Origin of the sequence: Flavobacterium sp. FlaQc-52 (assembly GCF_044007495.1) — a bacterium.
Lineage (GTDB): Bacteria > Bacteroidota > Bacteroidia > Flavobacteriales > Flavobacteriaceae > Flavobacterium > Flavobacterium cupriresistens.
Map to the genome: position 1 here is coordinate 248320 of NZ_JBIPCV010000006.1, position 13079 is coordinate 261398.

Sequence of the window (13079 nt, forward strand, 5' to 3'; positions counted from 1 at the left end):
AACAACAAAAACCACAGCAAAAAAGTTAGATAGTGACTTAGCCACTTTTTTAACTACCTTTGCAAAAAATTAAAATACAGTATTTTGGATTTATAAGAGTTGTGATTTTGGGAAACCGGAATCTAAAATCTAAAGTCCGGGATCTAAAATAAAAAAAGATGAATAACATTGTTGCGATAGTAGGAAGACCTAATGTAGGGAAATCAACCCTTTTTAATAGGCTGATACAAAGAAGAGAAGCTATTGTAGATTCAGTTTCTGGAGTTACCAGAGATAGAAACTACGGTAAAAGCGAGTGGAACGGAAAAGAGTTTTCTGTAATTGATACCGGTGGATACGTTCGCGGAAGTGATGACGTATTTGAAGGTGAAATCCGTAAACAAGTAGAGCTTGCTATCGATGAAGCTGATGTTATTATTTTTGTAGTAGATGTTGAGGAAGGTATTACACCAATGGATGAAACGGTGGCTAAATTGTTGCGTAAAGTAACTAAGCCTGTTTTATTGGCTGTAAATAAGGTAGATAACGCTATGCGTGAGAAAGACGCGATTGAGTTTTATAATCTTGGTTTAGGAGATTATTTCACTTTCGCCAGTATTTCAGGAAGCGGAACCGGAGATTTGTTAGATGCTTTAATTGATGCATTTCCGGAGAAACCAGTAGTTGAAGTTACCGAAGAGTTACCACGTTTTGCTGTTGTAGGACGTCCAAATGCAGGTAAATCTAGTTTTATCAACGCTTTAATTGGTCAGGATCGTTATATTGTAACCGATATTGCAGGAACTACCCGTGATGCGATTGATACTAAATTTGACCGTTTTGGTTTTGAATTCAACTTAGTAGATACGGCAGGAATCCGTCGTAAAGCTAAAGTTAAAGAAGATTTAGAATTTTATTCTGTAATGCGTTCGGTTCGTGCGATCGAGCATGCAGATATTTGTATATTGGTTATTGATGCCACCCGTGGATTTGAAGGTCAGGATCAGAGTATTTTCTGGTTGGCAGAGAAAAACCGTAAAGGGGTTGTAATCTTAGTAAACAAATGGGATTTAGTAGAAAAAGATACTATGTCGACAAGAGATTACGAAGAGAAAATCAAAAAAGAATTAATGCCTTTTACAGATGTGCCAATTTTGTTCGTTTCGGCTTTAACGAAACAACGTTTATTGAAAGCACTGGAAGCTACAGTTCAGGTTTTCGAAAACAGAAAGCAAAGAATTGCAACGTCAAAATTCAACGAATATATGTTGAAAGTGATAGAAGCTTATCCACCACCGGCAACAAAAGGGAAGTATGTGAAAATTAAATATTGTATGCAGTTACCAACTTTAACACCTCAGTTTGTGTTTTTTGCTAACATGCCACAATATGTTAAAGAACCATACAAGAGATATCTTGAAAATAAGATTAGAGAAAATTGGGATTTCGCAGGAGTGCCGATCGATATTTATATTAGAGAGAAATAAAATTTTCTTTTTAAACAAGATAAAAAAAGCAACATTTCAAAGTTTGAAATGTTGCTTTTTTAGTTTAGCACAAAAGCATGTTTTACGGTTGGTTTTCATCATAGAAGAAAAGTTGTTCTAATGCTGGACTTCCGTCAGAGTCGTCAACATCCCCATTATGTTTTCTGGTCGAAGAAGCCAGTTTTAGGGTATAGGTACATCGTGTCAGGTTATTATTCGGTGGAGCGTTGAGCGGTGAATTGTCTTTTATTCGTTTTAGTAATACAGAGTCTATTACTCCATCTGAAATGTACCTGTTTATAGTATAACTGTTATTATTTAAATGCAAACTACCGGAAGCTAAATACGGGTGATAAAGCGTGTATTTGGCATTTATTGTACCTTTTATTGGACTGCAAAGCGTACTTTCTTCAAGCTCTTTAATGGCCAATTTTCTATAGATCGGATTGTTGTTCATGACAATAGAATTAAGCGTTTTTCCATCGCCTCCAATTATTCCAAAACTATTTGCAGCTTTATCAATTACTTCTCTGATTTCAAAACGAATGGCAAATTTTTCGATCAGAATATCGTTTGCTGCAGGAATTGGTTGTCCGGCACTAAAGAGGTCCGGTACATTCGGCGCATTGGTTAATTCTGCTGTATTGATAGAAATAAGTGTATCTTCTTCAATGACATTATATAAATCTAAATCTGCTAGGGTTAAACCATTGGCAATCAAAGTTCGCTCAATCGCATGATTGACATCAAACCAGCCATCTGAATCAAAATCGCTTTGAGCGCTGTCTACAAAAATATCATCAAGGTATAAAATAGGGATTTTTCTGGATAGTTTAGAAACGGTACTCGGAACAAATAGGTTGTTGTCCAATTTGCCGACAATTTTTGTGAAGTTGTCTTTATCTACAGGAGGTGTGTTATTTAGAGCTGTTACATCACTAACTCTGAATCGGTATTCGATCGGGTTTCCGGCTATTGATTTTAAGGCCGCTTGACCTGTTAATCTGATGATGGAATGCAGGACATGTTTGCCTGAACCGGCAAAACCTTCAGCGTCAAAGGCGTTGGGACCTAATCCGTAAGAAGCAGTGAACTGAGATCCAATTCCTGCCCATGCACTTGGGAAAGAAACTCCGGGATCTGTTACCTTTACTTCAGAACATAAAGTCACACACAAACAGTATCCGACATTTTTGCGTGCATTGGCTTTGGTCTCTTTAACTAATTTTGTACCTCCCAGTTCAGCTTTAAAATAAACATCGGGACCACTTTTGAAAGAAAGAAAAGAGGGATCAGTTTCGATGTTGAACCATGGGGATAAAAAGGTCTTTTTAAAGTCGGCCGAAGAATAATCAATTCTAAAGTGTCCGTGAGAATCAGTTGTTGCGGTTCCTAAGGTATCATCAGTAAGAAGATCAGCATCCATTGCGATTACTTCTGCGTTGGCAATTGGCGTATTTGTTTCACAGTTCATCAAATGCCCACAAATCGTCCAGGCATCAAAAAAGTGACCTCTTATGTAACACCACCATTTATGTGCTATAGTATACCTCCATCTGTAATTTTGATCTTTTTCCTGTTTTTCAAGTTCAGACTGCATTGAGATAGAAGTAAGGTGAAATTGTATGATCTCATCTCTTTTTGGTTTTGGAAATTTGAACGGTACAGTTCCGCAAACAAAGTCAATATCGTAATCACCAACTACAAATCTTTCGTCCAATTCAATTTCAAAATTCCCATTCTCATCTGTTTTTTTTCTGGTGATAAGTAATTGCTCTCTTTGTTTTACCTCTTCTTTAGAAACAAAACGGAATGTTTCTTTTAGATTTGCATTAGCGGCAACAGTTTCTTTTCTGTACGGATGATACAGTAAAATTTCAACGTCAGAGATAGACTCCAGACAGTCTTCACATATAAATCCTCTTAAGGAACCTTTAAAAATATTTTTCATGATAATGCGTTTTAAATTGCTTACTCTAATCAGTTTTGACTTTTCTGTCCTGCTCTTTTCAGGATTTTCTGAATTCTCCTTATTTTCTTTAATTACAGATAACAAAGGTTTTGTATTTAGATGTAAAAGAAGTCAGGAGAAAGACTGTTTTTGCAGGGGCATATTTCCCCTTTTTTGTGTTTTGAAGTAAAAACGTACCCAATTGCAACTAAACCTTTTGGTATTTTTAGAGTCTTATTGTTATAATTAAAAGCCTTATGATTAAATTATATTCTTTTGTTTTGCTCTTGCTTTGCTGTTATACGGCTAATGCACAGAATGATATTGTTGTGAAAGGAACTGTTATTGACATCAATACACAGTTGCCTTTGGAATTAGCGACGGTTTATTTTACGACCGTTAGAGATTCTACAGTAATTGAATATACTACAACCGATAAAAATGGTTTTTTTAGCCTGAACATCAAGAAATATGATAAACCTGTTTTTTTAAAGGTGAATTATATTGGATATCAAACTTATTTAGAGGAACATAAAGGACTTACCGAAAGCAAAGACTTTGGAAAAATATACCTGCTCGAAAGTGTAAATGCGCTTAATAATGTAGTAGTGAAAAGTGAAGCACCTCCAATTACCATTAAAAAAGATACATTGGAGTTTAATGCGAGTTCTTTTAAAGTCCGCCCGGATTCTAATGTTGAAACTTTACTAAAACAATTACCCGGTTTTGATGTAAATAACGATGGGAAAGTTACCGTCAACGGAAGAGAAGTAACGCAGTTTTTGGTTAACGGAAAAACCTTTTTTGATAAAGACGGCGCAATTGCTTTGAAAAATTTGCCCGCAGAAATCATAAAAAAAGTTCAGGTTTCGGATTTTAAAACCAAAAAAGAAGAATTGTCAAAACAAGAATCTACTTCGGATTATTCGAGTATTAATTTGACAATTGATGAGAAAAAAAATAAAGGTTACTTTGGGAAAATACTGGGAGGATACGGTTCTGATGAGCGCTATGAAAGTAGTCTTATGATGAATTTTTTCAATAATAAGCAGAAAATAAGTGTTTTGGCTTCTTCGAATAACATTAATTCGACCGGATTTTCGATGGATGATGTATTTGATAATATGGGTGGAGGAAGAAACAGTAACGGAAGAAACGCCAACAACAGTTCCGCCAGTACCAGTAAAGGAATTACCCAATCCAATCTCGCCGGAATAAACTATTCTGATGATTGGTCTGAAGAATTAGCAGCAATGGGAAGTTATAATTTCTCGAACTCCAATACTACAAACAACAGTAAAGCCAATCAGATTAGTTTTTTGCCAAAAGGAAATATTCTGACGGCATCTGACGCTACTACAAGAAATGAAAATACGGGAAACAAAGCCAATTTCGAATTGGAATGCAAAATCAGTCCTACGATGCGGCTTGTTGTTGTGCCGAAATTAAATCTAACCCAATCGGACAATACTTCTAATTCGACCAGTTTTTCTGAGGATGAAAATGGGCAGGCTTTAAATCAAAGTAGTTCAGAATCTAATAGTAAAAATGAGAATACTAATTTTTCAAACGGTATCAATTTTAATAAAACCTTCGAAAAAGAAGCGCGAAATTTCAGTGTGGTTTTTAACAATAATAATACAAGGAGTGACGGGAATGTTTTAAACCGTTCCGAAACTGTTTTTTATCAGGGCAACAAACCCAATGACGAACGAAACCAGAATAGTAAGAACAACGTTACTACGGATTCTTATACGGTTGATTTGGAGTACACAGAGCCGATAACTGACTCCTTAAGAATCAGATTTGGTTCCGATTTTGATTGGGAAAAGACCGTAAACGATAAAAATACGTTCAATTATAATGCAAGTACCGATTCGTATTCGGACTTAGATTTGTCTTTAACCAATTATATTTCTTCACGCCAGAACAGTATTAGTCCTAAGTTTGGAATCACCTGGCAAAAGAGAAAATTTACGCTTAATTTGAATTCTCAAACTTCGATTATCGATTATGATAATCATTCCTTATACTTAAACAAAGCGACGGATTTAAACAAAAAATATGTATTGCCTTTTGGGAATTTGCAGCTTAGATATAAATTTAGTCGTTCTAAAAATCTGACTTTTAGATACGATTATTCCAACGCGCTTCCAACGGCAACACAATTATTACCGGTTATAGACCTGTCCAATCCATTGAACAGTATTATTGGAAATCCGAATCTGAATCCGATAGAGAAAAACAGTGTGAGCATCAATTTCAGGAATTTTGATTTCCGTACCCGTTCGGGGTATAGTGTGTTTGCTAAAACAGATTATTATAACAATGATGTGGTTACTACTTCGATTTACGATGACAGTGGTAAACGAAACACTACTTATGCAAACATTTCGGGAACGTACACGACTTCTGTTGGCGCAAATTGGAATCAATCTGTGAAAAAGGATGCCAGTGTGCTACGATATGGGTTAGCATTAAACTCGAGTTATTCTTTTGATAAAGGATTTACGAATGCGGTGATGTATGAAGCAAGATCAATTGGAGTTACACCAAAAGTATATTTAAGTTACGAATATGGAGATGTGCTTACCATAGCGCCATCTTATGATTTGTCTTATAATGAAACAAAATATAAGAACTATTCGAGAGAAGCCACTTCAAATGTAATTCACAAAATTAATTTGCAGACCACCACGTACTGGCCAGCCAATTTGATTTTTGGAAATGACTTTGGATATACCTATAATTCTAATATTTCAGACGATTTCAAGAAAGATTTCTTCCTTTGGAATACCAGTTTGTCCTATGGTTTTTTCGATAAAAAAATGTACCTGAAAGTAAAAGTGTACGATGTTTTAAATCAGAACCAAAGTGCTACAAGGACGATTTCTGCAACCTCAATTCGCGACGAGGAGAATACTGTTCTAAAACGATATTTAATGTTTTCTGTAGCCTATAAAATTGGGAATTTTGCTGCTAAAGAAAAAAGAGGCGGGCGAAGAGAAAGAGAAATGTAACTATTAAGCTTTAGTTTTGCGGTTGATTTTATGATAAACCGTAAATCGAATAATATCCCGATCGTAAAAATCGACACCGCTGGCACGTCTCTGAAAGCTTTTCATATAACCCAATTCTAATCCGATGTTAGGGTTGAAATGATAACGTAAGGCAGCATAGATCCGATTTTGATCGAACATATTTCTCTTGTTGTCTTTTCCGTAATTGAGTAAAATTTCGTCTGAAATAGTCCCTTTCAGATTGCGTTTGTCTTTTTCCCAAAGTGTAAAAGTAGATTGCAGTCTGTATCTGAACCGCCACGAAAAAGAAAAATCATCCAGTAATTCTGTTCTGCTGGCTTTTTGCATAAAACGTTCCTCAATCTGAAAGCGATTGTGGAAAGTGATTTTCGCTATATCATTGATTAAAGTAATATCCTGCTGACCTCTATATTCCGGAACCGAAAAATTAGGATCAATACGCGGATCTTGTGTATTGACATTAAAATAGGCAAATCCACAGCCTAAATCGATTGTTTTATTGGCTCTGTAACGCCCCTGTACACGGACAACAAAAAGATTTTCATGAATGGGATTGACAAAACTTCGATTGTCCAGTTCCGTATGAATGGACCATTTTTCAGTTAAAGGAAAGATATTATAGTACCGAATCCAGGTCAGGGTTTGTTGATCCGTTTTTTTCTGAGCCTGCAAAAAGGGACTTGTGAGGCTTAAAAAGAGTACTATTCGGAGGATTTTCATCTAAGCTGTATAAATTCAGGCTGCGAATATATACAAATCAGAGCGAATTTGTAGAAGTTAAGATCATTTTTTAAATTTGCTTTGAAAGTAATTTTGTGATTTTCAACAACTTTTTTAATGAAAAAACGAGACCTGCTACTTAAAGCGGGCCTCGTTTTGGTATCTATTCCATCTAAATCTATGTTTCTATGTGTTTAAAAAAAAGCAACGGGTTACAGCATGATTCACTTTATAAAGAATATTTCAAAGTGATTCCGTACGTTCTCTGGTCACCCAAAACACCAGCATATTGTCCGGTATTTCCTCCTGCAGGTAATAATTGCTCATAATAATCTTTGTTTAAAAGATTACGTCCCCAGAAATGTACCGATAGACCATCAGTAGCACGAAAACCTAAACGAGCATTAAAAATAGCATAACCTTGTACTACTAAATATTTTGACGCAGAAGGACTTGATGAAAATTCAGATCGAGCGTAAGAATCTAAGGCTAGAAATACTTTACCGGCATTTCCGAAGAATTTTGCATTGTCGGAAAGTTCCCCTCCTAAAGATCCTGCCCATCTGGATGCGCCCGGCAGATCAGTTCCGGACACATCTTTATAAGCAACCGGAGCTCCCGTTTCCTCTAATGGAAGTGGTGCATTGGTAAACTTAACATATTTACCATCAGTATACGTAGCTGCTCCGTTAATCGTTAAGTTTTGATTTACTACAAAACTGGCGTCCAATTCTACACCTCTTACACGAACTTTATCCGCATTGGCAAGATAACCTCTGTTTACCCCCAATTCAGCAGCCTGAACATTGGTTTGGAAATTTCTGATATCGGTATTAAAGAAAGTCACGTTAAAAATTGAGTTCTTAAATGGAGAAGTTTTTACACCAACTTCATAATGATTTACCTCTTCCGGTTTAATTACGGCAAGATTAAGTAAGGGTTGACCAGCTGAATTGGTCGGAAGTCCGGCAACATTCACTCCAACCGGTTTGTAGCTTTTTGCAAATGTAGCATAAGCATTGATTTTGTCCGTAGCTTTATAAGACACTGTTATATTTCCGGAGAAATCGGTATCATCTGTATTTGATGTGAAGGCTTGATCGCTGTAAACTTGTTTTTTCAAAGCAAGCAATGCAGGATCAGTAGTCTGAAGTCCTCCGTAAGTAGTACGGGTATAATCAGCATCTTTTTTGTCAAAGTTGTAACGTAAACCTGGTAATACATGCAATTTTTCGGTTACAGCCCAGTCTAATTGTCCAAAAACAGCTGCACTGGAGGATCTTATGCGGGCATCTGTTTTGATTCCGTATCCTTCAAAAAGACCCGGAGTTTTCCATAACGGACTTGTTGAGCTTTGTGAAAATCTCCATTGTGCATTTCCGGATTCCTCAGTACCATTGGTTTTTGAAGTTTGATCAATAAAAAATACCCCTACAACACCGCTCAATTTCGAGCTAAGTTGTCCTGCATAACGTATTTCTTGTGTGAATTGTGTTTGTCTGGTTGGGTTTTGTGATTTAGCAAGTACTTGTAATCCTGTAAAATCCCTGTCGTTTGACGGATCCCAGTTCCAGAAACGCCAAGCTGTTGTAGAAGTAAGTGTCCCACCTCCAATTTTGGTATCAACATTAAGCGATATACCTCCTAAGTCTTGTCCGGAACGCCACGGTGTATCATGATCTATTCTACGATCAAATGCATTCTGACTTGGAAGCTGATAGTTTAAATCGGCAATAATAGCATTAAATTGGCGGTATGGAGCTCTTTGAGTAGGGGCAACACCCGCTACAACCTGTGCGTATCCGTCAGGACGCTGTGTTGTAATATCTGCTGCTAGTGTAATATTTGTATTTGTTGTCGGAGTATACAATAATTGACCTCTAATTCCTTGGTTGTTTAAGGTATTTGTAGCTCTTCCAGTGGCAACATTATCGATTAAACCGTCACGTTGTGTACCTGAAAAAGACAAACGACCAGCTATTTTTTGACTTAAAGCTCCTGTTATAGATGCTTTGGCTTGCAAAAAGGCAAAATTCCCGTAACTAACTTCAAAGTCTGCACCCGAAGTAAAACTTGGTTTGCGGGTCGTAATGTTAAAAGCTCCCGAAGTGGTATTCTTTCCAAACAATGATCCCTGTGGTCCGCGCAATACTTCGATTTGTTCTACATCGATAAAATCCAGAGTAGTTGCTGCCGGACGAGCGTAATAAACACCGTCAACATAAAAACCAACTCCGGGATCAATTCCATCATTAGTAAGACCAAAAGGAGAACCTAAGCTTCTGATGTTGATTCCTGTATTTCTTGGGTTTGAAGAATAGAGTTGTACAGAAGGAACAAGCTCTTTGATACGATTGACATTAAAAGCGCCTGTTTGCTCTGCTTGTTTACCGGTAATTACCGAAATAGCAATTGGTACATCCTGTACTTTTTCGATACGACGTCTGGAAGAAACAACAACTTCTATAAGTTTGTTTTCTTCGTTTAATGTTACCAATAGCGGAGAGCTTGGTAAAGTTGTGATAGCAAATTCAGCAGTTGTATAGCCAACGTATTGAACTAATAACGTCAAAGGAAGTCTTCCCTGAGTGTCTATGCTGAATTTTCCACTAGCATCGGTAGTAGTATTAAAAGTAGTTCCTTTTATGACCACATTGGCTGCTGGTAAAGGTATGTTTTCATCTGTTGTTACCACACCTTCTATATTTTGTGCGAAAGAGATGGAGAAAGTTAAAAAGGATAGTATTGTAAGTATATTTTTTATAGTAGTTTTCATTTTTATATTAATTATATGTGATTAGTAGAATTTAAATTAAATTTTTTTTACCAACACATACACATACAAAAAGAGTTGTTTTTCACAGCAGTGAATTGACTATTTCTATTTTTTTGCAAAAAACTTTTTGATCCACCTGATCGATTCGAATGTACTTTCATAAGGTTTTAATTTTGGACTGGTTTGCTAATTTTTTCTGCAAATATATATAAATTCTATAAAAATAGTCGAATTTAAAAAATATTTTTTTATTTCTTCACCAGTGAAGCGATAGTGATCCCTTCCATAGCTTTCAAAGTTTTGTCTCGAATAAGGACTAAACCATGATGTAAGCTGCATTCTGACTCTGTTTTGCAATCAGAACAAGGTTCGTAAAAGTTTAATGAAGCACAAGGTAAAAGTGCAATGGCACCGTCAAATAAACGGTGAATTTCGGCCAAAGTAATATCGTTTTTAGATTTTATCAAATAATATCCACCAAATTTTCCTTGCTTACTGCTTACAAAACGTCCTCGTTTCAGATCCAATAGAATCTGTTCTAAAAACTTTTTAGGAATGTTCGCTCCATCAGCAATTTCTATTGTTTTAGAAATGTGATTTTCGTCTTGTTCTGCTAAATAAAGTAAGGCCTTAAGGGCGTATTTTGCTTTATGTGATAACATTTAAATTGAATTATTAATTGTAAAATGTGACTTGTAAAATGTAACCTAAAATATCTTTTCAAAAAACCTGAAACCTGAAACTTGAAACTTGAAACCGACTCCAGTTTCTGCGACTTAAAACTGCGACTGCGACTAGAACCCGCGACCAAAAGTCTACCATCCTCCGCTAGATCCTCCACCGGAGAAACCTCCGCCTCCAAATCCACCGCCGAAACCGCCTCCTCCGCCTGATGATCCACCGCCGAAGCCACCAAAACCGCCTCCTCCGCTACTGCGACCTAAGCTACTCAGAATAATAACGTCCATAAGGCTAGGGCCTCCACCGTTATTGCCAGAATTTCCTCCGCCACCTCTTTTGTTTCTGGAGATCAAAATTAATACAATTACAACAATAACAATAAAAGGGAGGATAGGAAAATTTTTTCCTTTTGATTGTTGCTTGCGTTCGCCTTTGTATTTTCCTTTAAAAACATCAAATAAAGCGTCAGTTCCTTTGTCAAGTCCGTTGTAGTAACTACCTGCTTTAAATTCGGGAATAATAATATTTCTGATAATTTCACCGCCAATTCCGGCAGTCAGACGATCTTCTAAACCATAACCTGGATTAATGGCAATTTTTTTCTCTTTTTTGGCTAATAAAATAATAACACCGTTGTCGTCTTTTGCTGTTCCGCCAATTCCCCATGTTTGTCCCCATTTTGTAGCGAGCTGACTAACATCTTCATTTTGCAAACTTTCGATGGTAATCACTACAATTTGAGTAGTGGTAGAATCCGAATAACGAATGAGTTTTTGTTCTAACTGTGTTTTTTCAGTTGCACTCAGAACGTTTGCATAATCATAAACAGACGTTTGAAAACTTGGTTTTTCGGGAATAGTAAATTGAGCAAAAACACAATTAACGGTAAAAAAAGCGATTAACAGAAAGGATAAATGAAAGATTCCTTTAGAATTTGAAGTTTTATTTTTGGAAATATTCATTGTTTATCCTTTTGAGATTTCGTTTGATAATTCGTTAGTATCCTCAGCCAATCGTGGAAAATATTTTTTTAATTGTTCTCCGGCGCTTAAAATGCCATCGACAATACCTTGTTTGAAGTTTCCGGATTTAAATTGAGTGACCATAATGTTTCTGGTCGAATCCCAAAAGTCTGATGATACAAGGTCATTTATACCTTTATCTCCGCAAATGACAAAATTTTTATCTGCCACGGCAAAGTAGAATAAAACACCATTTTTAAGTTGCGTTTCATCCATTTTTAATTCGTGAAAAACTTCTAAAGCCCTGTCAAAATGGACTTTAGGAGTAGTTTGTTCTATATGTACTCTAATTTCGCCCGAAGTATTATTTTCAGCCATACCAATAGCTTCAACAATTTCTTGTTCTTCTTTTTTGGATAAAAAATCTTCTACTTTTGACATTTGAGTTATTTTAGAGTTTAGATTGTTGATTTTAGATTTTAATTAAATCAATAATCAAAATATTGGGTCTTTTTTAGAATTTTACTTCAACCGGTTTTTCAGCACCTGCGACAGCTTGGAAGTATGGTTTTTCTTTGTATTCACCTAAAAACCATTTGTTCGGAATAGATAAAATATAACCATTGTATTCTTGAACTGATTCGTTAAAACGAGTTCTTGCTGTTAAAATTTGGTTTTCAGTACTGGCTAATTCGTCTTGTAATTTTAGGAAATTTTCATTTGCCTTTAAGGTTGGATATTGTTCAACAGAAACCAATAATCTTGATAAAGAAGAAGACACACCACTTTGTGCTTGGTTGAATTGAGACAATTGCTCCGGAGTAACATTACTTGGGTCAATAGTTACTGAGGTTGCTTTTGCACGCGCTTCGATAACCGCTGTCAAAGTCGATTTTTCGAAATCAGCTGCACCTTTTACCGTGTTTACTAAGTTTCCGATCAAGTCATTTCTTCTTTGGTAGGCAGTATTCACATTTCCCCACTCTTTATTAACAGCCTGGCTGTATTTTAATCCGGTGTTTTTAATTCCAATTGACCAAAAAGCTATAATAGCAACCAGTACTACAATAATTCCTACGGGGATTAACCATTTTTTCATATTTGTTTCGATTTAAATTTGTGTTTAGTTTTAAAATGCTGTTATAATTCGTTCTTAATTTCTGTTAATTGTATTTTTATCGACTCTAATTTACGTATTATTTCGAATTTATCTAATGTTTTCTTTTGGCCTTCTTTCAAATGGATTTTGGCGCCTTCGAGTGTAAAACCACGTTCTTTAACCAAATGATAAATCAATTGTAAATTGGTAATATCATCCGGAGTAAACATTCTGTTGCCTTTAGCATTCTTTTTGGGTTTCAAAATATCGAATTCACTATCCCAAAAACGGATCAAAGAAGCATTGACATTAAAAGCTTTAGCAACTTCGCCAATGCTGTAATATCTTTTATCTTTAGAAAGTTCAATATGCATGATTTGTAT

General features: G+C 36.0%; 10 protein-coding genes. 2 read left to right on the forward strand and 8 right to left on the reverse strand.

Translation table 11 applies throughout. The features are described 5' to 3' along the window. Nucleotides 1-158 precede the first annotated feature (158 nt). Entirely contained in the window at nucleotides 159-1466 is a 1308-nt protein-coding gene (gene der / locus ACHRV5_RS13185; RefSeq protein WP_047778006.1) for a ribosome biogenesis GTPase Der, read from the forward strand. Between the two features lie 82 nt (nucleotides 1467-1548). Here the strand turns inward: der and ACHRV5_RS13190 are convergent, their stop codons facing one another. Beyond that, nucleotides 1549-3417 (reverse strand): hypothetical protein, encoded by a 1869-nt coding sequence (locus ACHRV5_RS13190; protein WP_395427056.1) that lies wholly within the window; start codon nucleotides 3415-3417, stop codon nucleotides 1549-1551. 257 nt (nucleotides 3418-3674) lie between these two features. On the opposite strand from ACHRV5_RS13190, the gene ACHRV5_RS13195 reads away from it, so the two are divergent. Further along, on the forward strand, nucleotides 3675-6437 hold the full coding sequence (locus ACHRV5_RS13195) for an outer membrane beta-barrel protein (protein WP_395427057.1): 2763 nt from the start codon (nucleotides 3675-3677) through the stop codon (nucleotides 6435-6437). Nucleotides 6438-6440: 3 nt separating this feature from the next. Here ACHRV5_RS13195 and ACHRV5_RS13200 read toward each other — a convergent pair whose 3' ends face one another. The 7 genes from ACHRV5_RS13200 to ACHRV5_RS13230 all read right to left on the reverse strand — a co-directional run bounded on the left by ACHRV5_RS13200 (nucleotide 6441) and on the right by ACHRV5_RS13230 (nucleotide 13070). Beyond that, the gene (locus tag ACHRV5_RS13200; protein WP_395427058.1) at nucleotides 6441-7178 is read right to left on the reverse strand and encodes a DUF2490 domain-containing protein; all 738 of its coding nucleotides are present in this window, start codon (nucleotides 7176-7178) and stop codon (nucleotides 6441-6443) included. 229 nt (nucleotides 7179-7407) lie between these two features. Then, nucleotides 7408-9954, reverse strand: coding sequence for a TonB-dependent receptor (locus tag ACHRV5_RS13205; protein ID WP_395427059.1), 2547 nt, complete (start codon nucleotides 9952-9954; stop codon nucleotides 7408-7410). Between the two features lie 248 nt (nucleotides 9955-10202). Then, complete coding sequence (locus tag ACHRV5_RS13210; RefSeq protein ID WP_047777994.1) at nucleotides 10203-10616, reverse strand: Rrf2 family transcriptional regulator; 414 nt, start codon at nucleotides 10614-10616, stop codon at nucleotides 10203-10205. A gap of 153 nt (nucleotides 10617-10769) precedes the next feature. Continuing rightward, complete coding sequence (locus ACHRV5_RS13215) at nucleotides 10770-11597, reverse strand: TPM domain-containing protein (protein ID WP_395427060.1); 828 nt, start codon at nucleotides 11595-11597, stop codon at nucleotides 10770-10772. A gap of 3 nt (nucleotides 11598-11600) precedes the next feature. After that, on the reverse strand, nucleotides 11601-12038 hold the full coding sequence (locus ACHRV5_RS13220) for a TPM domain-containing protein (protein ID WP_395427061.1): 438 nt from the start codon (nucleotides 12036-12038) through the stop codon (nucleotides 11601-11603). A 73-nt stretch (nucleotides 12039-12111) separates the two neighbouring features. Continuing rightward, on the reverse strand, nucleotides 12112-12696 hold the full coding sequence (locus ACHRV5_RS13225; RefSeq protein WP_047777989.1) for a LemA family protein: 585 nt from the start codon (nucleotides 12694-12696) through the stop codon (nucleotides 12112-12114). 41 nt (nucleotides 12697-12737) lie between these two features. Then, nucleotides 12738-13070 carry a MerR family transcriptional regulator gene (locus tag ACHRV5_RS13230; protein WP_047777988.1) on the reverse strand — a complete coding sequence of 111 codons (333 nt, stop codon included), beginning with the start codon at nucleotides 13068-13070 and terminating at the stop codon, nucleotides 12738-12740. Nucleotides 13071-13079: the final 9 nt, after the last annotated feature.